This is a genomic window from Candidatus Nitrososphaera gargensis Ga9.2 (assembly GCF_000303155.1).
GTDB lineage: Archaea > Thermoproteota > Nitrososphaeria > Nitrososphaerales > Nitrososphaeraceae > Nitrososphaera > Nitrososphaera gargensis.
The window spans coordinates 1,818,100-1,836,546 of record NC_018719.1 but is presented as its reverse complement, the minus strand read 5'-3'; the positions used below and the strand labels follow the sequence as shown (position 1 = coordinate 1,836,546).

General features: G+C 50.8%; 23 protein-coding genes and 1 tRNA gene. 10 read left to right on the top strand and 14 right to left on the bottom strand.

Translation table 11 applies throughout. From position 1 onward, the window contains the following. Window positions 1-68 precede the first annotated feature (68 nt). A complete protein-coding gene (locus tag NGAR_RS11015) occupies window positions 69-323 on the bottom strand; it encodes a hypothetical protein (RefSeq protein ID WP_148681337.1) in 255 nt (84 codons plus the stop codon). A 230-nt stretch (window positions 324-553) separates the two neighbouring features. Between NGAR_RS11015 and NGAR_RS11010 the strand changes: the two genes are divergently transcribed. Together NGAR_RS11010 and sepF are read left to right on the top strand one after the other, a co-directional pair. Then, window positions 554-1,600 carry a DUF814 domain-containing protein gene (locus NGAR_RS11010; RefSeq protein WP_148681336.1) on the top strand — a complete coding sequence of 349 codons (1,047 nt, stop codon included), beginning with the start codon at window positions 554-556 and terminating at the stop codon, window positions 1,598-1,600. Between the two features lie 166 nt (window positions 1,601-1,766). Further along, a complete protein-coding gene (gene sepF, locus NGAR_RS11005; RefSeq protein WP_015019811.1) occupies window positions 1,767-2,018 on the top strand; it encodes a cell division protein SepF in 252 nt (83 codons plus the stop codon). Here sepF and NGAR_RS11000 read toward each other — a convergent pair. Continuing rightward, the gene (locus NGAR_RS11000; RefSeq protein WP_015019810.1) at window positions 2,010-3,896 is read right to left on the bottom strand and encodes a beta-CASP ribonuclease aCPSF1; all 1,887 of its coding nucleotides are present in this window, start codon (window positions 3,894-3,896) and stop codon (window positions 2,010-2,012) included. The two genes, sepF and NGAR_RS11000, sit on opposite strands and share 9 nt — an antisense overlap. A gap of 155 nt (window positions 3,897-4,051) precedes the next feature. Here NGAR_RS11000 and NGAR_RS10995 point away from each other — a divergent pair, with 155 nt between their 5' ends. Together NGAR_RS10995 and NGAR_RS10990 are read left to right on the top strand one after the other, a co-directional pair. After that, a complete protein-coding gene (locus NGAR_RS10995; RefSeq protein ID WP_015019809.1) occupies window positions 4,052-4,465 on the top strand; it encodes a TRAM domain-containing protein in 414 nt (137 codons plus the stop codon). Window positions 4,466-4,536: 71 nt separating this feature from the next. After that, a complete protein-coding gene (locus NGAR_RS10990) occupies window positions 4,537-5,577 on the top strand; it encodes an NAD(P)-dependent glycerol-1-phosphate dehydrogenase (RefSeq protein ID WP_148681835.1) in 1,041 nt (346 codons plus the stop codon). Here NGAR_RS10990 and NGAR_RS10985 read toward each other — a convergent pair. From NGAR_RS10985 to NGAR_RS10970, 4 genes are all read right to left on the bottom strand, one after another. Then, a complete protein-coding gene (locus NGAR_RS10985; RefSeq protein WP_015019807.1) occupies window positions 5,574-6,032 on the bottom strand; it encodes an SRPBCC family protein in 459 nt (152 codons plus the stop codon). The genes NGAR_RS10990 and NGAR_RS10985 overlap by 4 nt on opposite strands. A 68-nt stretch (window positions 6,033-6,100) precedes the next feature. Continuing rightward, window positions 6,101-6,187 (bottom strand) — tRNA-Cys (locus tag NGAR_RS10980). Between the two features lie 25 nt (window positions 6,188-6,212). After that, window positions 6,213-6,803: an endonuclease dU gene (locus tag NGAR_RS10975; RefSeq protein WP_015019806.1), complete on the bottom strand. Its 591-nt coding sequence runs from the start codon at window positions 6,801-6,803 to the stop codon at window positions 6,213-6,215. A 1-nt stretch (window position 6,804) separates the two neighbouring features. Beyond that, the gene (locus NGAR_RS10970; RefSeq protein WP_015019805.1) at window positions 6,805-7,737 is read right to left on the bottom strand and encodes an EF-Tu/IF-2/RF-3 family GTPase; all 933 of its coding nucleotides are present in this window, start codon (window positions 7,735-7,737) and stop codon (window positions 6,805-6,807) included. A 166-nt stretch (window positions 7,738-7,903) separates the two neighbouring features. Here NGAR_RS10970 and NGAR_RS10965 point away from each other — a divergent pair, with 166 nt between their 5' ends. Both NGAR_RS10965 and NGAR_RS10960 read left to right on the top strand, forming a co-directional pair. Further along, entirely contained in the window at window positions 7,904-8,371 is a 468-nt protein-coding gene (locus tag NGAR_RS10965) for a PKD domain-containing protein (RefSeq protein WP_148681334.1), read from the top strand. A gap of 156 nt (window positions 8,372-8,527) precedes the next feature. Continuing rightward, window positions 8,528-8,791, top strand: coding sequence for a winged helix-turn-helix domain-containing protein (locus NGAR_RS10960; RefSeq protein WP_015019803.1), 264 nt, complete (start codon window positions 8,528-8,530; stop codon window positions 8,789-8,791). An 11-nt stretch (window positions 8,792-8,802) separates the two neighbouring features. Here NGAR_RS10960 and NGAR_RS10955 read toward each other — a convergent pair whose 3' ends face one another. After that, on the bottom strand, window positions 8,803-9,102 hold the full coding sequence (locus NGAR_RS10955; protein ID WP_015019802.1) for a hypothetical protein: 300 nt from the start codon (window positions 9,100-9,102) through the stop codon (window positions 8,803-8,805). Between the two features lie 176 nt (window positions 9,103-9,278). Continuing rightward, window positions 9,279-10,352 (bottom strand): multicopper oxidase domain-containing protein, encoded by a 1,074-nt coding sequence (locus NGAR_RS10950; RefSeq protein ID WP_015019801.1) that lies wholly within the window; start codon window positions 10,350-10,352, stop codon window positions 9,279-9,281. 164 nt (window positions 10,353-10,516) lie between these two features. On the opposite strand from NGAR_RS10950, the gene NGAR_RS10945 reads away from it, so the two are divergent. Beyond that, window positions 10,517-10,747 carry a hypothetical protein gene (locus tag NGAR_RS10945; RefSeq protein WP_148681333.1) on the top strand — a complete coding sequence of 77 codons (231 nt, stop codon included), beginning with the start codon at window positions 10,517-10,519 and terminating at the stop codon, window positions 10,745-10,747. On the opposite strand, the gene NGAR_RS10940 is transcribed toward NGAR_RS10945, so the two are convergent. From NGAR_RS10940 to NGAR_RS10925, 5 genes are read right to left on the bottom strand one after another with little or no spacing between them, the layout of a single operon-like run. After that, a complete protein-coding gene (locus NGAR_RS10940; RefSeq protein ID WP_015019799.1) occupies window positions 10,740-10,976 on the bottom strand; it encodes a hypothetical protein in 237 nt (78 codons plus the stop codon). The genes NGAR_RS10945 and NGAR_RS10940 overlap by 8 nt on opposite strands. Before the next feature lie 17 nt (window positions 10,977-10,993). Then, window positions 10,994-12,040 carry a hypothetical protein gene (locus tag NGAR_RS10935; RefSeq protein ID WP_015019798.1) on the bottom strand — a complete coding sequence of 349 codons (1,047 nt, stop codon included), beginning with the start codon at window positions 12,038-12,040 and terminating at the stop codon, window positions 10,994-10,996. A 26-nt stretch (window positions 12,041-12,066) separates the two neighbouring features. Further along, window positions 12,067-12,234 (bottom strand): DUF7557 family protein, encoded by a 168-nt coding sequence (locus NGAR_RS17640; RefSeq protein WP_015019797.1) that lies wholly within the window; start codon window positions 12,232-12,234, stop codon window positions 12,067-12,069. A gap of 42 nt (window positions 12,235-12,276) precedes the next feature. Then, on the bottom strand, window positions 12,277-13,527 hold the full coding sequence (locus NGAR_RS10930; RefSeq protein ID WP_015019796.1) for a ZIP family metal transporter: 1,251 nt from the start codon (window positions 13,525-13,527) through the stop codon (window positions 12,277-12,279). Further along, complete coding sequence (locus NGAR_RS10925; protein ID WP_015019795.1) at window positions 13,484-14,503, bottom strand: multicopper oxidase domain-containing protein; 1,020 nt, start codon at window positions 14,501-14,503, stop codon at window positions 13,484-13,486. Before NGAR_RS10925 ends, NGAR_RS10930 begins: the two co-directional genes overlap by 44 nt. Before the next feature lie 150 nt (window positions 14,504-14,653). Here NGAR_RS10925 and NGAR_RS10920 point away from each other — a divergent pair, with 150 nt between their 5' ends. Further along, a complete protein-coding gene (locus NGAR_RS10920) occupies window positions 14,654-15,205 on the top strand; it encodes a DUF309 domain-containing protein (RefSeq protein WP_015019794.1) in 552 nt (183 codons plus the stop codon). On the opposite strand, the gene NGAR_RS10915 is transcribed toward NGAR_RS10920, so the two are convergent. After that, window positions 15,195-16,505 (bottom strand): CFI-box-CTERM domain-containing protein, encoded by a 1,311-nt coding sequence (locus tag NGAR_RS10915; protein WP_015019793.1) that lies wholly within the window; start codon window positions 16,503-16,505, stop codon window positions 15,195-15,197. The genes NGAR_RS10920 and NGAR_RS10915 overlap by 11 nt on opposite strands. A gap of 76 nt (window positions 16,506-16,581) precedes the next feature. Here NGAR_RS10915 and NGAR_RS10910 point away from each other — a divergent pair, with 76 nt between their 5' ends. Beyond that, complete coding sequence (locus NGAR_RS10910) at window positions 16,582-17,478, top strand: ribose-phosphate diphosphokinase (protein WP_015019792.1); 897 nt, start codon at window positions 16,582-16,584, stop codon at window positions 17,476-17,478. 47 nt (window positions 17,479-17,525) lie between these two features. After that, window positions 17,526-18,443 (top strand): ribonuclease Z, encoded by a 918-nt coding sequence (gene rnz, locus NGAR_RS10905; RefSeq protein WP_015019791.1) that lies wholly within the window; start codon window positions 17,526-17,528, stop codon window positions 18,441-18,443. Window positions 18,444-18,447: the final 4 nt, after the last annotated feature.

The window sequence follows — 18,447 nt, the reverse complement described above, 5'->3', positions numbered from 1 at the left end:
TTTTGTGCCAGTGCAGATATTTGCGGTCAGAGTACCGGGTCCATATGCGTATACAAGGTATCTTTCTCCTATTTCAAAGCTATATAACTGCAGTCGCCCGGACCTGAAAGCAGGGTGACTACCTCTTCAGATACTCCTTTCCACGCATTTTCTATGCTAAAAGTAGCGTCAGCATTGCTCGCGGCTATTACAAACCCGGAGAAAACGGCGTCGGATTCTTGCATCATCTGAGCAGGCGGCCTCGGCCCTACATATGAGCAGGCAAATGCCTGTGTATCGATAGCAAAGATTAGTGATGACTTAAGAATTGCGGTAATAATCAATGTGAAGAGCAACCTGCCATTCCGAATCATAGACTTTCGTTTATAGCTGCTTCCTTTGAGGTTTTATCCAAACAAAAAGCCACAAATACCTATGCCGCCATTGTACATAGTACCCCGTATATAGAGCGCGCAGAGGACACAGCTTGTGGCTAACCCGTGACAGCGTGTGAGTCAGAGGCGGGGCACATATCATTTTTATAACCAATGGCGCACAAAAACGCTATATAACAATGTCGCAGCAAAACGGCGATAACAAACCGGTCGCAAAGAAAAAGCCCAAGGCTATTGCCCTGCTGTCTGGCGGCCTTGACAGCAGCCTGGCTGTAAGGATGATGCTAGAGCAAGGAGTCGATGTTGAGGCTGTTGCTATAAAGACGCCGTTTTGCGACTTTGACTGCGGCAAGGGCTGCGGCCACCGTGTAAAAGAAGTAGCCGACGAACTGGGCATTAAGTTAAAGACCGTGTATTTTGGCGAAGAATACCTCCGCATGCTAAAGAACCCAAAGCACGGCTACGGCTCTGGCATGAACCCATGCATAGACTGCAGGGGCATGATGTACAACGCCGCAAAGGAGCACATGGAAAAGACAGGTGCGGACTTCGTCATCACTGGCGAAGTGCTGTTCCAGCGGCCGATGAGCCAGAACAACCGTGCGCTGCACATCATTGAAAGTGAAACTGGCATGGAGGGCAAGGTGCTGCGCCCGCTGTCTGCAAAGCACCTGCCGCCAACAGACGCTGAAAAATCCGGATTGATAAAACGTGAAAACATGGGTGATATCAAAGGCAGGTCGAGAAAAGGTCAGCTGGAGCTGGCAAAACGCTTTGGCATGGCCGAGCCACCAAATGCTGCTGGCGGATGCTTGCTGACAGACCCGGCGTTTTCAAAGCGCATCGAGGACATTATGGATCATTGCAGCGATATCCCATCGCTCAACGATATCGAGCTTTTGAAGGTTGGCAGGCACTTTCGGCTCACGCCCGATGCAAAGCTGGTAGTCGGCAGGAACAAGGACGAAAACGAAGTGATAAGAGCGCTTGTCACAGAAGGTGATGTTGTCATAGAGGCCAAGGATCACGTCGGGCCGACATGCATACTGCGTGGCAAGCATGACAATAAGATCTTGGCAAAATGCGCCGCCATTGTCTTACGATACTCTGATGCTCCCAAGGACGTTGAGTCAAAGGTCAGGATAATAATAACCGCGGATGACCGCGAGATGGAGACAACAGCAGTGCCAGCCGAAAGTTCTGCTGTTGATGCCCTACGCATCTAGATGGATAGAGTATCCATTACAGGATACAAAATCCAGTGTTTATTTTATCGTCCAGCTAAAATCAACTATTCAGTGAATGAGATTTGACCACCACAACTATTGACTACGCGTGACACAACCTCAGTTGCAATCCTGACAGATGCAGACACAAAAAACACCTGTTTATTTGAAGGCTCTTACGCTGCGCGATATCAGCGACATTGCTGCAATAAAGGAAGACATCAAAAAGCACATGATCGTGATCTTGAAGGTAACGCCCTTGGCCCAGAAAGATGTCGAAGAATTGCGCAAGGTCGTTGAAGAGCTGTACTCTTATTCCCAGTCAGTAGGCGGCGACATTGCAAGGCTGGGCGAAGAGCGCGTCGTCATCACGCCGCCCGGCGTCAAGATATGGCGCGGCGCTTACGACCTAAAGTAGCTTTATCGCTTCTTGCACAAGCGGATGCTGCGTCTGGATTTTGAAGAACTTATTTATCGAGCTTGCAAGGTTCTGCGCCTTTTGCCGCTCGCCGTGGTTGACAAGGACGCGCCGGAGTTTTGGCCTGAGCCTCTTGACGTATTCCATCGCCTGGTTGTAGTCGCTATGGCTGCCAAAGCCGTCTATCCTTTCGACCTGACACTGCAGGTTTATCATTTCGCCCTTGATCGTGACCTGGCGTGCCCCGTCCTGAATGATCCTGCCCGGCGTATCGACTGCCTGGTACGACAGCATGATCAGCCTGTTGTGCGGGTCGCCGGCTATTTGCTTCAAATATCCAACCGACGGCCCTCCAATAAGCATCGATGAAGGAGCAAGTATCACTGCGGGCTCGCTGCTGCCGTTCTTGAGCGACTCGGATTCTACAATTGAAAACTGCGAGCCAAACTGGCTTGTCTCTGACTCGAGCACCCGCTGGCGCACCTCTTTTGACAGGAACTCTGGGTACGCTTCATAGACGGCAGTTGCTTCTGAAATGGATTTTTCTACAAGCACTCGGGCCTGCACCCCTTTCATGAACCTGTCAAGCACAAGTAGGATTTCCTGTGAAATACCTATCACCGGCACGGGCAGCAGCACGTGGCCTCCCGCCGAAACGGTCTTGCTTATCGCGCTGGCAAGGCGGGCCTCGGCCTCTTCCCTTGGGCACATGATGTCTTCCTTGCCCCCATACGTGCTTTCAATTATCATGGTCTCGACGCGTGGAAAGTTCCAAGAAGCGTTTTCAAGCGCAAGTGTCCTGCCAAATTTCATGTCGCCTGTGTAGACAAGGTTGTGGTCGCCGTTTCCAATATGCAGGTGGACAGAAGTCGAGCCCAAGATGTGGCCCGAGTTTGAGAGCACCAGCTTGACGTCAGGTGAAATGTCTGTCACAATCCCATGTGTCAACGTTATGGTGTGTATGACAGCGCTGTCGATGTCCTTTTCCGAGTAAAGTGCAGCATTGCCTGAGCGCCTAACATAGTCCCGCTGGAGCATGCTCATCAGCAGCAAAGTGGGCTCGGTGCAGTAAACAGGTCCGCTGTAGCCGTACTTGAAGAGCGCGGGCAAAAAGCCGGTGTGATCCATGTGCGCGTGGCTAAGCACCACTGCATCAATCTCTTCCATCCCAATGCCTGCGGCATCAAACCGGGGCATAGCGGCAAGCGAGTCCTTGGCATATATGTTCAGGCCGCAGTCAAGCAGGACCTTGCTTTCAGAAGTGGTGAGCAGCATGCAGGACCTGCCAACTTCGGCAAACCCTCCAAGCGTCATCAGGCTGGCCTCTGCTGATTCGCTAAGCTTGTCCCGGAATATCTTGTCGCCAACCTCGCGGTAAAATTTGGTGCGCTCACCCACTGCCTCGCCCAGAGTCCGGTAGAGCGCTTCAATCAGGCCCATATTCTGTGGCGCCTTTCTGATCCGCACCTTCCACCCGGTCTTTTCTGCAAGCTCGATGTTGTCAAAATCCTCTCCCACCTGCGCCAGCATCCAGGGTTTTTTTGCAAACACCACCGCTTCGCCCAGAACAGCGTCAAACAACGTGCCGGCGACGCCGGCCTCTTTTGGAATGTTTTCTGAAATTATCTTGGCCGACTCGTCCTGAGGCTTTCTTATCGACTCGTCCGTGCGTATGACGATCCTCTTTTTTATCGTGTTGACCATGTTTGAGACAAGCTGGCTGTTCTGCATCAGGTAGCTCGGGTTCTTTGAGTAGAGCGCGATGCGCGGGCCTTCGTACTCTATCTTTGTCAGGCCCGATTCCTGTGGCAGACTCTGCAGTATCACTGCCATGATGTTCTGGCTTGCAGATTCTTGGTAAGGCGATTTACGCTGCATGAATGTAATCACTTAGTGGCCATCAAAGTAACGGCGCAAGCGTGGGTTATAACGTTCCTTGATCTGATGCCTGTATTAAATATTTGGCTTGGCCTCTCAATGAGAAATAAAAAGTTGAAATACTTACCCGTTTTTATATTACGGAGCGATCTAATTTGGAAGACAGCTCTAGTTACGGTGGTAGCGACAGCGGCGGCTACCGCGGAGGCTCTGGCGGCAGTAGAAGGTTTGGCGGAAACAGATTTGGCGGCCCAAGGCCATTCAGGCCGTCGCCTGTGCGGGTAGGAGAAGAATACGATGTCAAGATCGAGTCGATGAGCAAGAGAGGCGATAGCGGAGTTGCAAGAGTCCAAGGTCTGGTGATTTTTGTCGCCGGCACAAAGGTAGGAGATAGCGTCAAGATCAGGATAACAAAAGTAGGGCGCGGGTACGCTACCGCCGAAGTGGCCGGTCAGGCTGCTCTGGCTGGCGAGGCCGCATCAGAGGCACCGGCAGCGGCAGAAGAGCCCGAAGGCGGCGTGGAATCAGAGACTGAAGAGGAAGCGGAAGAGGAAAAGACCAAAGAATAATAGTAGTTGTACAAGCTTTATTATTTGCCCTGTGCAGGTCTTTTCAATTGAATTCGCCGCCCACTCACCTCATGGAGTTGCCAAGAAAAATACTCATAGGCGGCGGCGTTGTTTCAGAAGTTGGATCGCTTGTCAGGTCGCTTGATGCAAGCGCGACCGAGGTGGCAATCATTACAGGCGCGGTCGTCAAGGCGAGGGCCGGTCGCGAGTGCGATTCGTCACTTGAAAAAGCATTGCTCAAGAGCTCGTGGTACGTTGTAAGCGACGCGTCCATGGATACGGTCACAAGGCTGCAGAACAAAATAGCCGACAAGGAGCTCGATTTCGTAATAGGGTTTGGTGGCGGTCGGTCGGTCGATGTCGCAAAAATGACTGCCTTCAAGATAGGCAAGCCCTTTCTGAGCGTGCCCACATCGGCGTCCCATGACGGCATATCAAGCCCCTTCGTCTCTGTCAGGGGGACCGACAAGCCCCATTCTGTAAAGGCAAACACGCCTATTGGCGTGGTCGCAGACACCCGCCTGATGTCTCGGGCGCCGCCGCGGCTGCTTGCAGGTGGCTGCGGCGACCTGGTTGCCAAGATAACTGCGGTCAAGGACTGGGAGCTCGGGCGCGACGAGAAGGGGGAGTACTTTGGCAGCTACGCGGCCAACCTTGCCTACATGAGCGCCAAGATAATCCTTGACGAATCTGAAAAGTTGAAACACAAGAGCCAGTTCAGCATACGCACCATCGTCGAGGCGCTGATAAGCGCTGGCGTTGCGGCATGCATTGCTGGCAGCAGCAGGCCATGCTCCGGGGCAGAGCACCTCTTCAGCCACGCCGTTGAATACGTGGCAGGACCGAGCTACGGGCTGCACGGCGAGCGTGTTGGCCTTGGCACGATAATGATGGCAAAACTGCACGGTCTTGATTGGGAAAAGATTGCGGCGACTCTAGAAAAAGTCGGCGCGCCCACCAAGGCAAAACAGATTGGCCTGACGGACGAGCACGTGGTAAAAGCGCTCACTTCGGCGCAATCCCTACGGCCCGACAGGTACACGATCCTGAGCAAGATAAAGCTGGACGAGAAATCGGCTCATCGGCTGGCCAAATCGACCAGAGTGATCTAGATGTTTTTTTCCAGCGCCTTTATCGTGGCCTGCTTTCTATATGCAAATATCTTTTCCAGCTGCGAGTAGACATAGCCTTCAAAGATCCTGCCAAGCATGCCGTAGTGGAGCTCAAAGTCTATCTCATCTATCACTTCTGTAGCAGTATTATTGTTGCCGTCGACTTTGCGAAAACCATGCACATGCTTCCATACATGGAACCGGCCAGAGAGCATTTCATCGACATACCGGTATGGCGCAAGCGACGTGATCTTTGAGTGCCAACTGCTCCTTGTCAACAATATGCCAGTCAACCACACCTCAGACCCCTCTATCAGTTTTTGGTGTGTAGTCTTGACCAGCCTTATCTGCATGCCCGGCGGAGAGATGACCTGCAAGTGGTTGATGTCAGTGTAAAAATCCCAGACTTTGTCGATGCCTGCGTTCACTGTAAATGTGTGGCGGAACGTGCGCACATTGTAATGGCAGTGCGGGGGTGAATATGTGTGTGTCTTCTGCCTGCGACAATAATAATATAGTTGAGAGGTGGGGAGGGGATTCGAACCCCTATAAATTCGCTAACCGCTGACGCGATCTGCAGGCGAACGCATGGCCGCTCTGCCACCCCACCGCCGGAGTTATTTCTTTTCCAAGTTCTAATTTAAAGCATTGGCATGCGACCGCGCCGCCAGCTTGGCCACCTTGATTGGCTCCGGCACGGACCCTTGCAGGGTGAAGGAGTTCAGGATTGCAACGGCTCTCTTTTGGCTCAGGCCCCAGTACCTGATGAAGAGGCTCTTGCCGGTCTTTAGCATAATCCGCTCCCGCCTGCCCAGCTTCCGGTACTGTTCCAGCTTGCTCTGCCACTTGTCGTCGTCGAAGTGGTGCTTTATGCTACCCTCAAGTCCATCTGAGTCTTCAAACGTTATCGCTATTATGGGAAGTCCTGTCTCGGTGGCGACCCTTTCTCCGTCGATAATGTTGTACATGCTGATCACGAGGCCATCAAGCAGCATGCAGTTGATGTCGTCCCTTTCAAGTGACCTGTGCATAGAAATGATGCTGTCGGTCGCGTCGTCCCCCTCTATAGTTGCGCTGCCAAACGCCATGCCATCTATTATCAGGTCGCGCCGCATGACAACGCCAGCAAGGGTCGATTTTTCGCCAGATTTCTTGAAACTTTCTGCAATGCCAAGGACCCTGATCCCTTTTTTCTCCGGGTGGACCCTGTGGGCTGGCGGCCGCAAATTACCGTATCGACCCTTTTCCTGCTATCCTTGTCCCCTGGCTGTCCGGCTTGAGCAGCACGAGCGTCTGGCCCTGCTTGTATACGATCGGCTTTTCCGGCGTCACCTGTAGTGTCTCGCCCTCAAATTTCACCTTTGCAGCCTTGACCTGCATTCCTACAGAGACCATGTATGTGTGGTTTTCCGGCAGGTCTCCTTTGAAGAACGGGCTCTTGGCAAACTTGACTGCAATCGCGCCTGACGAGACCTTGACTGCATCATCGGGTGCGCATATCACGTCGCCCCGGGAAATGTCGTCAACGCTCACTCCCTTGATCGCAAGCCCGACCCTTGCAGGGCTTGATGAGCTTTCGACAGGATCATCGTGCATCTGTATCGACTTGACAAAGACGTTCTTTTTGCCCGGAAGCAGAACAAGCTCGTCATAGACCTTGATGGTGCCCTGCTTGACAACCCCCAGCGCGACAGTCCCAACTCCTTTTACGTCAAATGCATGGTCGATCGGGATTGTGAGGGGACCATCAGCATTCTTCTTGGGCTTGAGCTTTGCCATTTCCTGCTTTAGCTGGTCAACCGAATCGACAAACTGGTAGTTGGCAAGTGTCGTGCCTTTCAGGAGCATTTTCAGTTTTTCCCTGTCCACTTCGTACGAGTGGAACACGAACCCGTCGGCAAGGCCGACTGAATCAAGCGCCATTATCTGCTCGCCGAGGAACTTGTCCAGCTTGGCGACATTCAGTATAGCATACTCGGCGATGTTGACTGCCTGCATGAGCGACTGTATCTTGTCAGGGAATGTGGTGGGTGCAGTCCACGTATAGACCGTGTCCGCGGTCTTGCGATCATAGATTACAATGTCTGTTGCAGTCCCCTTTTTCCCAAGCTGCACGGCGATACTAGAGTCGCCCAGTACGACAAAGTTGATGCTGTTCAACGTGCTCTAGTGGCGGCAGTGCCGATAAAATCTTTTGTATAGGTCCTTTTTGCCGGTCGACCCATTAGCTGCAATCAGAGATATTCCAATAATGGTTCTTACTCTCTAGGAGCAATAGCTTTGTATATAAGAAAAAAGATCATCGACCACCGTTGCTATGGCTGCAATGCCAAAGAGCATAAAACTGGCAATAATATTTGGCACCGTTGGAATAGCAATCGGCATAGGAGCCACCTTCCTCATAATGAACAATCAAACAGAAGGTCAGGTATTCCAACAGGTAGTAGAGTTTGGCGATGATAATCCTTGGACCGATCCATCATTTCTGAAAAGCTATAACGAAAACATTAGGACAGGTGCGCATTACAAGACGAGGCTGGCGGTTGGAGAAGAAGGATTCTTTATGTCGGGTGCAAAGGGTGGAAAGGAGCCGTATACGTATGAATGGAAATTCAGCGACGGAGTCACCCTAAATGCTGCAAATGTTACACGCAGCTTTGACTCAGCCGGCAGATACTACTTTGATCTTATCATTACTGATGCCGACGGAAAGCAAGGCAAGAGCACAGCCATGTATGTCGATGTTTTGGGACAACTGCCAGAAGAAGAGGCAACCAATTCCACCCTGACATAAGGACAATAATAATTTCAGAGGCTGCATCGCAATCTGCATGATGCGTATGTGCTCAGGATGTTGACAAAAATCGCAAGATTCCTTGAGCATTAGAACAATTTTATATAAAATCACTGCTTGCAATTTTTATAATGGTTATTCTCTTAATATACGAACATGAAATATAGAAGCAGAACTGACATTGTTTCGCAGATACTTGAAGCTGCGAACGGTGGCGCGACAAAGACCAAGATAATGTACAAAGCGTACCTATCATATGCGCAGCTAAAGGAGTATCTTGCAGTCCTTGTAGAGAATGGTCTGCTGGAATTTGAGAAGGGAACGCAGACTTACAAGACCACTTCAAAGGGCCTGCAGTTCCTGAAGACATACAGCCAGATCGGAGGCCTCATCATCCCTGATACCGGGGCTGAAAAGTAACTACTACTACCCTATTTCTTTGTAGTCTTTTCGCCGAGATCGTCCAGAGTGAATACAAAGCGCGAGCCTTCGTAGTCCTGCGTTCCTACCCGTTCCCAGTTTACCTTGTACTCGCGGGTCAACTGCTTGCCTATTATCTTGATCTTTTTCGGCAGCTCTGTCCAGAGCTTCTCGACCTTTTCAGGGTTTTTGGTCATCAGAAGAGACCTGCGCCTCTTCATCAGGTACTTGACTGCGACATTCCTGTGCACTTGGCCTTCAACTGGTATCTGCTCCTTTCCCGTGTCTATTGTAAACTGACGTTTAGCCAATACAATTAATGCGAAATGATATATAGAAAAGCTTTGTGGTTAAAAAGGCTTTGTGTAAAAAGTAATAACTCATAAAAACAAAGTCATGCAATCAAACAACAGCTATCCAAGCATGGATTGTCGACTCTTTAAACAAAACTTCTTAAAAAGAAAAAGGAAAAAGGATGAGGGGGCCTTTAATGCTCCATCATTGTTTCTTCCATCGACATGACATACGTTCCTTCTGGGTGGTCATTGTCAGTTGATGCATCGTCTGCAACTACTGCAAATGCTCCGCCCTTGAGAACATGGCTCATGTTATGGTCGACACCAACGTAGACGCCTTCTTCTGGGAAGACTGCTTCAATGACGGTTGCCGAGCCCGGTGGGATAGTCCATGTCTCGTCGTTCTTCAGCTGTGTTCCATATCTGTTCTTTATCGAGCCATCTCTTACATCCATCTGGCCTGCAATAAAGTGGAATGCAACATAGTCGTTTGGACCCGGGTTGACAATGTACCATCTTGTCAGCTCGCCTGGCTTGACCATGAACACCTCTGCATCAGGGTTCAGTGGTATTTTTGAAGCTGCGCCAATTTCTGGCACGTACTTGTGAGCCATGCCGTTGGTCAGGATCAGGTCAGGGCTATCATTCCAGAGCTTTACCAGGTCGAATGAGCCAACTGTACCATTGGTACCAACGAATGGGCCCTTGTCAGCACTGTTGTAGATTTCACCAAATGATACATAGAATTCCTTTGCTGGCTTTTCATTGTGCGGGTGGATTACAACGCCACCGTACATGCCGTTTGCAATGTGCTCCCATACGCCATTGAGGCCGTCGGCGCCACAGTGGTAGAGAAATGCACCGGCATTAACTGCATCAAAGGTCCATGTTTTGCTCTCGCCAGCTGCTACGTTGCCAGATAGAGCTTTGCTTGGACCAATGCCTGCGTGGAAGTCGAGGCTGTGTATAACGTTGCCTTCATTCCTCAGAGTGATTTCTACCGTGTCGCCTTGGTGCACTGAAATTACGGGTCCAGGGATTGTGCCGTTAAAGACCATTGCCTTGTACATGATTCCGCCTGGATGCAACGGGTTGCTTGGAGCTACTTGAAGCTCCATCTCGTCTGCAATCAAGGTGAAGTGCTTTGTATTGCCAGTACCTTGCGCCTGTGCTGTTGATAGCGGGAATCCCGTGAACAGAGGACTGAAAATAAGTCCTACTACCAGAACACCGGCAGCCAAGCCTGCAACGATTGCCTTGTTCATTAGCTAAAGGCATAGAAGAGTGACATATATAAGACTTCTTAGTGGCTTATTTAAGTAGCATTTTTCCATATTATATGTGAGAAAGAGCCCTATAGAACTCATCTTTTACAAATATAAAGATATAATCACAATATCTTTAACCGGGCAAAGACGACACAGGACTGGTGCCATTTTTAAGCTCTAAAGGAAGAAAACCGCGGTCCGCGCGCCGCGCCAGAAAGCCAATGCAGGACAACTGGCAAAAGATCCCTAGGGGCAGGTGGCTCAAGTGTACTTATGAAAAATGCGGCCATGAATGGCAGTACTTTGGCGGCCGCAAGTGGGCGGAATGCCCGGCCTGTCACTCCATTGTAAAGGTGGCAGTCGCGCAGAGGAACTACTACAGATCTAGCTGACAAAGAACGAATTTTCATCCAGTGTGATCGATAGGTTGACAGCGTTCCTGTCCTTGTCATGCACCACCAGCAGTCCCTTTTCGATCCTATGCTTTTTTGCAAGGGTCTGCAGGTGGAAGTTCAGCGTGTACAGATCGTCAAATGACTCTGACTCTATCGGTGCAAGGGTTTCGCTGTAAAGGTTCAGCTTTAGCCCTTTAGATGACTTCTCTATTAGCGCGATGTTCACGTGAATCTGTGAAAGCCCTAGGAGATTTTAAATGCTGCCTTGAACTTTGCCGCCGCGATGGCTCCGGCTGTCACGGCCGCCAGCGCAAGCATTGCAAATGGGAACTCAGGGACATTTCTTACCCCCTGAATCTTCACTTGATGGTCGCCCTGCGGCACGAAAAAGTCGATGTACAGCGTCTTGCCGTCGCCCCAGATCGATGCGTCTTCATGTAGCTCGCCATCCAGCATCACAGTAATGGTCTGGTTCTGCGAATACTGCGGCAGCTGTAGGTTCACGGTTGTTCCGTTTGGAGGGTAGGGCCTGACCCCAAATGCTATGCTGTCTGTCAAGTTCTCGTACCTGAGGTTATTTACCTGCGCAACTGCGTTCAGATTGTAAGCAACAAACCCGCCATCACCTGTTTTTATAGTGGTTATTGGATTGTCGTAGTCAAGGCCGGCGCAGCTGTAATAGAGCACATCTGACCTTATTGCAGGATCAGGTAAGGCTGTAAACTCTACCTGTTCGCCGGGCTTGATAACTGGAATGATATTGCTCCTGACCGTATCGAGCTGTGACATGTGATCGGGGCTGTGCACTGCTGCAAACACGCTTACATTGTACATTTCAAACGGCGCGATGTTCTTTACTGTGCCCACAAACGCCTTTTCTTCTCCAACCGCCATGCCGTTGTAGCTGAGGATCAGCATGCTGTCATAATTTGAAACCTTGGCCTCTTGTACGTCCATTATGAAAGGCTCGCCAGCGTTGACGACGCCATCATCAAGCACAAACTTGAATGGCGAGTCGGTGAGCGGCCAGATCACCTTGCCGTATGTTTGTTTCTGCAATGTGCTGCCATCGTCAGTCTCTACTCCTACCGTAACTTGCACTGGCGTTGACGCAAAGTTCCTGACAGTGCCGACGACATTGACCCTGCCTTCAGAATCCACAAATGACGATTTCAAAATCATCTCTGGACTGTCAAAAGCGTAAACTGACGTAAATAAGGGTGGAAATGCAAGAACCACCAGCACAAGTGCACATACAGCAATAGCCAGTATACGCATATTGGCCATCATCCGTATGCACAGGACTGCAATTTAAATTAGCCTCCGGCGTTTTCGCCGCTGAACCTGAGGCTATCCTGGTACACGTCTATCAATTCATTTATTACATCGTCGTAATTGATGTCATGCTTTTTCGTGTGCATCATGTCGTTCATTATAGAGGCCAGCCGCCTGTACGTCTGGTCGTCGATGTTCAGTGTCTTCATTGACCTAGTAGATGCAACTCTTGTAGATAATTAATTAATTTTTCAAATCAAGAGCGCAGTGAGGTACATTACCAGTATGCCGACTGCAAAGCCGGCGGCAGTAGGCCCAGTCAGGAGCTTGCCGCCGCTTGACCGACTGACAAACCTGCCTATCGCTACCACCACTTGAAACACGGCTCCGGCCCCTATTGCAAGGAAGACTATGGATGCAACAGGCGATGCAACAAACCCGCCTATCCAAGTGCCCAGTATTGCTGGAGCTCCGGCAATGATCCCAAGCGCCACCAAGTACGAAATCCTTGGCTTTTCTTTTGCCATCGGTGCCACTATGGCCAGCCCTTCTGTCGTGTTGTGCAGTGTAAAGCCCACTATCAGGAATGTGCTGAGGGCCACTTCTCCCACCAGCATCGCCCCACCTATGGCAAGGCCCTCACCCAAGTTATGCAGGCCGATACCTATTGCAACCATCAGTGCGATCGCAAACGACCCCTGAACGATCCGCCCCTTGGCATTGCCTACTACTACCAGCCTGTCAGAAACATACATGAGCGCAAGGAAGGACACTATGGCGACCGTCGCTATCAGCAGCTGGCCGCGGAACACGCCAGCGACGTTCTCAACGGATATCTCATTGGCCTCCACGAGCGCGTCAATTCCAAGGAACAGCAAGAGCCCGGCTGTGAGGCTGAGGAAAAAGCTGTATTTTGGCATGGAGAGTCTCTTGATGAATGGGTACCAGAGCAGTCCTATCAGCACAGGGATCACTCCGACGTATGTTCCTAGGAGCGCAAAGAGCGAGATCCGCCCTGCATCAGGCTGCGGCGTAGGAGCTGCTGCCGCCACCGCCTTTGCAAATCTAGTACCATCCGATGTCGTTATCCCTATTTCGTAGGGCTGACCCTCTATCCAGTTGAATGGGATGACCACCTTGGCCTCTGCAAACCTCTCCAGCGACTTCGAAGGCTCGATTGCGGCGGGCATTATCCTGTCGTTGACATCAGCCTGAGCTATCTCTATGGCCTGCGGGCCGGTGTTTCTGATGTGCGTGGCTATCCTGCCGTCCAGAAACTCAATCCTTTCAATTGCGACATCGGGCAGTGGGATTCCAAAGTTGAGCAGCCCATTGCCGGGCCATAGCAGAAATGTGACCATCGCGCCCAGCACTACTAGCGGGATTATTGCGCTTGCGACCAGTTTTGCCGACAACTGTTGCTGCCGCCGTTCTTTTGTGGGCTCCAAGCTACCAATTTCACTCCTTGACAAGGAACATGCCGGTCCAGCCCTTCTCTGCAAACTCGGTCTTGTGCGCGTGGAACATGTATTGGCCGGGGTACTTGTAGCTGAACTCTAGTATTGCGCGCTCGCCTTGGCTCATCGTCACCATGTCGGTCAATTCATCAGGCGTCAGGCTGGTTCCGCTGCGGTACAGGTTATAGAGGTTTCCATGGAGGTGGAAGTTGTTTATCTGGTCAAACTCGAGCATGTTGACAAGGTATACCCTGACGAGCCTGTCCTTCTCAATCTCTATTGGGTGGTGCATGTAGTAGTAGGGAACGCCGTTTACAGTGTAAAAGTTATTTTCAGTGTCAAAGTCAGTGTCGTAGCCATTCATGATCATTATCATTTCATCGGCCTCTGGCCTTGGCGTCTTGGGGTCTACAATATATGCACCGTACAATCCGTGCGAAATGTGCTCTTCAAGAGGCATCACGTGGCAGTGGTACGGATACACCCCGAACTGCTCGGCGTAGAATTCATAGACAAATCTCCCGCCAGGGTTTATAATTTCAAAGACGCCGTCCATCTCCGCCCTATGTATGCCGTGAGTATGTATCGTATGGGGCTTGGTGCCGTTGTTGATAAAGTTGATTCTGATCAGGTCGCCTTCTGTGGCTCTCAGGGTGGGCCCGGGCACAGTGCCGTTAAAAGTCCATATGTTGTAGTAAACTCCCGGCGATATTTCGGCTATCTGTCTGTCGTCTGCAACAAGCGTAAACTCGCGCACAACCGTTCCATTTTCGGTTGTCGATACCCGCCCGTAGTTAAAATCGCGTAGGTATTCCATCGGGTCAATTCCCGTGCTTGCAGAACCATCCGATCCCGTAGGATCAATCACATCACCAGTCGTCTGGTAATAGCCGATCCCATGGCCGTTTACGATCTTTTCCCCATTATCTGACGTGCTTGCGTAGAGCGAAGAAAAGGCCAGCATGCTGCCTACGAGGGCAACTGCTATGGCGGATATTAGCAATAGTTTTGGGTTGAACAAGCAACACGACCCAAGTACTGATATGTTAGCCTATGTAATAAATGTTAGTATAGGTTAACATTATTAGCCTACTCTAATTCAGAGTGAGACGTTTATTTTGAGAATGATGTTGTTATTATTGCAACAGAGAGAGAGCATATGCAGAGATACATGGTGCATCTCCAGAATAGATCGTCGTATACCCCAAAGGACGCCGCTGCCCTTCTGTACAGTGCAAAGGAGCTTGTCGAGCCCGAAGTAACCATCCGTGATGTCAGAGTGTCCAAAAAATACATTGAGTTTGATACCAGTCTTCCTGACCATATGAATGTGGACTACTTGATAGGCAGGCTTGTGGCAATATCTCCATTGGCAACCTACGAGCACATCGTAGAGCGCCACATGAGCAAGGACGAAGCAATAGAACGCGCGGTAAACCTGTTCAATGATGAGAAATACTGGGGAGCCCATGAGGCCCTTGAGTCTGTATGGAAGAGCGCGGATGGAACCGAAAAAAGCATCCTGAATGGCATCATACTTGTAGCCGCTGCATTTGTGCATGACGAAAAAAACGAGCCGGACATTTGCTTGTCCATTTTGCAGAGGGCTAGAAAAAAGCTGGAAGGAACAGGCGGAATGTATCACGGGATAGACATTGACAGGATTGCAGATAGGGTCTCGGAAATAATCAATTCAGGCAGGATAGAGCGCTTTACAATTTGACGGCGCGGGCAATTGCAATGACTGCCGTGCTTATTGTCGATAGCACAAGGAGCGAGGTGCCAAACATCATGACTGGCCCCATTATTCCTCCTGCAAGCTCAGCAAGCGCGATTGCGACGATGCTTGCAGCCCACGAGCATGCCAAAACAGTTTTTGCCTTTGACATGTTCCATCTTTTTCTTCTGCCGGCTATGCCAAGTGCAATGCCAAGCGGGGCAAAGTATACCAAACCTATTAGCGAGCTGGCGGTTATCCCAGATGCCACTATGCCAAGCTCGTTGTTGAAGAAAAATGCCAGCGAGTCATAGATAGAAGTACTCAAGGTAAGTATTCCAAGCAGCGGATGGATCAGAGTTCTGACCGTATTTTGAAACCACGGCGCATGCCTTTCGTAACTGGCGACAGAGGGGCTGAACGAGTAGTACCATGCGTTGAACACATTCATGAAGCTGCTTCCTGCAGATGTCTTGAGCGCAATGCCATCCCTGAATGAGCGCAGCTGCTGTACCTGTGGTGCCAGTTCGCTGCCAAATGCGGCCGTTGCGATGAGGCAGCCGCTCTGCGTCTGGTTATTATTACCGCTTGATAGGCCGTGACCTGATGTCTGCAAGACCACCGTGTCAGATATGTACTGATCAGAGTATGCCACAAGCGAGTAGCTGACAGCACGATAAGTCTGTGTTCTTTCCGTAATTGCGATGCCAAAAGGCGCTTGGGAGCCGGCTGTGATGTTCGAGCTTCCCGGGCCAGCTTCGGCCAGAGCCTTGCTGACAGCTATCACTCTGTCGTCCCTGTCGTACAATGTCGCTACCATGATAGCATTGGTAGCCGTCTCTTCTCCCTCATTTCTTGCTGCCGCATTGATGTAATAGGTGCCCAGCAGGTCTAGCCGCGAGTTTGCCGATATGATTTTCAACTGCTTTTCCTTTGATTCGGTTGTTGTCTGCCCCGTAGCTGACAGCGTAAAGTTTTCCACCCTGTCAACTGCACCCTGATCCAGGTACAATATTTCAAACGGCGATGATTCGCCGGCGTTTATCGCCTCCAGCGCAGGGACTCTTGAGAATTCATTAAGAAGGTTGCCCTCGCTATCATAAAATGAAACGGTGATGAGCACATTCTCCATCGCGGTGTCAGAATCGTTCCTGATCACTCCAAGGATGTGAAGGATTCCGTTGTCGTCTACATGGGAAAACTGGTTATGGAATGAGAACTCGGCATACGCCTGCTGCGTAATCGACGCAATCAGAATAACAATAGCGACGACTGCTGGCAGGAGCCGCACGTGTTTTTTGGACATCAATGGTTATTTAAAAACACCTAAAGCGCGCAGAGTAGATATTATAGGATATTGTACCTCCTACCTGTCAGAAACATTGTCAGAAATATCGATAATAACAGGGCCGGCTTCGTCTGATCTTGCGGACAAGATTGCAAAGAAGCTCGATGCTCAGATGGTGGCTGCAGAGCTGAGGATATTTTCAGACGGCGAGAGCAAGATCAAGATGGCAGGCAGAGCAGACAAGAAGAACTGTGTTATCGTCCAGTCAACCTATCCACCCACCGACACACACCTCATGCAGACGCTCATGCTGGCAAAAAAATGCTCTGACGACGGAGCCCTTGATGTATGCGCAGTTATACCCTACCTCGCCTATGCCCGGCAGGACAGGGCTTTTCTCGAAGGCGAAGTCGTGAGTATAGCGCTCGTTGCAAAGTTGCTTGAAGCGGCAGGCGTCAGGCATGTCATAACAGTCGACATCCACAGCCAGCTTGCCATGTCGCATTTTGCAAGCATCCAAAATGTTTCTTCGATCCCGCTCTTGGCAGAGTATGCGTCAAGAATAATGAAGCTGCACAGGCTAGTCGCGGTGTCACCGGACGCAGGCGGGACGGATAGAGTAAAAGAGTTTGCAAGGCTCTTGAAGACGGACACAATCGCGCTGAAAAAGTCGCGTGACAGGACGACTGGCGAGGTGACGATTGAGGAGAAGCTCGATCTTGATGTTTCAGGCAGGGACACGATACTAGTAGACGATATGATAAGCAGCGGCGAGAGCATTGTCAAGGCCGTGGGGGTGCTGCGCAGAAATGGAGCAGGCAAGGTATACGCAATGTGCGCCCACGCGCTCTTGATAGGCGATGCCGCCCAAAAGATCAAGCAAGCTGGCGTGCAGGATATTATCGCGACCAATTCCATTCCCGGCGAGTATGCCAGAGTAGACCTGAGCCCGGCTATAGCTGAAGCCGTCAAGTCTCGCTATTATTATTAGCTCAGCATAAATTTGGCAGGCATTACCATCATTATAGCATTAGCTAGATGGCAAACATGCAGCTCGTCTTCTTGGGAACCTCGTCGGCCGCGCCGACCGTCGAGCGCGGGCTGTCCTCCATAGCCCTTATGAGAGGAGGCGAGTTGTTGCTCTTTGACGCCGGCGAGGGGATGCAGCGCAACTTCATCAAGGCCGGCCTTGGCATGAACAGAAAGATGAAGATCTTTATCAGCCACATGCATGCAGACCACTGCGTCGGGCTGCTTGGTCTGCTCCAGACGATGGCGCTGCAGGGAAGGGAAAGGAGCATTGACATTTACGGCGAGCCAAGGGTCAAGGAATTCCTTGAAGAGAACATGCGGATAATCAACTTTGGGCTGACTTTTGACGTGATTGTCCACACGATAAAAAATGAAGGCGTCGTGGTGAAAGAAGACGAGTATCAGGTCACATGCTGCGAAGCCTCGCATTCAATCCCGTCCTTTGCGTACTGCCTTGAGGAGTTTGACAGGCCCGGCGCGTTCAATGTCAAAGAGGCAAAGAGGCTCGGGATACCAGAGGGCGAGCTGTACAGCAAACTTCAGCACGGGCAGGACATCGTCTACAAGGGCAAAAAGATAAGGTCAAGCCAGATAGTCGGACCGCCGCGCAAGGGCAGAAAGGTGGGCATATCTGGCGACACTAGGCCAACTGACAAGCTTGCAAAATTCTTCCATGGGTGTGACGTGCTTGTCTTTGAATCAACCTACAGCCAAGACAAGCAACAAAAAGCGATCGAGAACTGGCACTCTACTGCAGCAGAAGCGGCAGCGATAGCCAAGAAGGCCAAAGTCGGCAGGCTCTTTCTGACGCACTTTAGCGCCCGCTACGACGAAACCTCGGTTCTCGTAAAGGAGGCAAGTGCCATCCATCCCAATGTCGAGGCGGCTGAGGACCTGAAGGTTGTAGAAATCCCATACCCCTAATGTT

Bases quoted from the DNA above. Each gene is read 5' to 3' on its own strand.
- NGAR_RS10920 (WP_015019794.1), top strand. From the start codon at position 14,654: ATGGTGCATCTCCAGAATAGATCGTCGTATACCCCAAAGGACGCCGCT.
- NGAR_RS10950 (WP_015019801.1), bottom strand. From the start codon at position 10,352: ATGAACAAGGCAATCGTTGCAGGCTTGGCTGCCGGTGTTCTGGTAGTA.
- NGAR_RS10960 (WP_015019803.1), top strand. From the start codon at position 8,528: ATGAAATATAGAAGCAGAACTGACATTGTTTCGCAGATACTTGAAGCT.
- NGAR_RS10915 (WP_015019793.1), bottom strand. From the start codon at position 16,505: ATGTCCAAAAAACACGTGCGGCTCCTGCCAGCAGTCGTCGCTATTGTT.
- NGAR_RS11010 (WP_148681336.1), top strand. From the start codon at position 554: ATGTCGCAGCAAAACGGCGATAACAAACCGGTCGCAAAGAAAAAGCCC.
- NGAR_RS11000 (WP_015019810.1), bottom strand. From the start codon at position 3,896: ATGCAGCGTAAATCGCCTTACCAAGAATCTGCAAGCCAGAACATCATG.
- NGAR_RS10965 (WP_148681334.1), top strand. From the start codon at position 7,904: ATGCCAAAGAGCATAAAACTGGCAATAATATTTGGCACCGTTGGAATA.
- NGAR_RS10990 (WP_148681835.1), top strand. From the start codon at position 4,537: ATGGAGTTGCCAAGAAAAATACTCATAGGCGGCGGCGTTGTTTCAGAA.
- rnz (WP_015019791.1), top strand. From the start codon at position 17,526: ATGGCAAACATGCAGCTCGTCTTCTTGGGAACCTCGTCGGCCGCGCCG.
- NGAR_RS10935 (WP_015019798.1), bottom strand. From the start codon at position 12,040: ATGATGGCCAATATGCGTATACTGGCTATTGCTGTATGTGCACTTGTG.
- NGAR_RS17640 (WP_015019797.1), bottom strand. From the start codon at position 12,234: ATGAAGACACTGAACATCGACGACCAGACGTACAGGCGGCTGGCCTCT.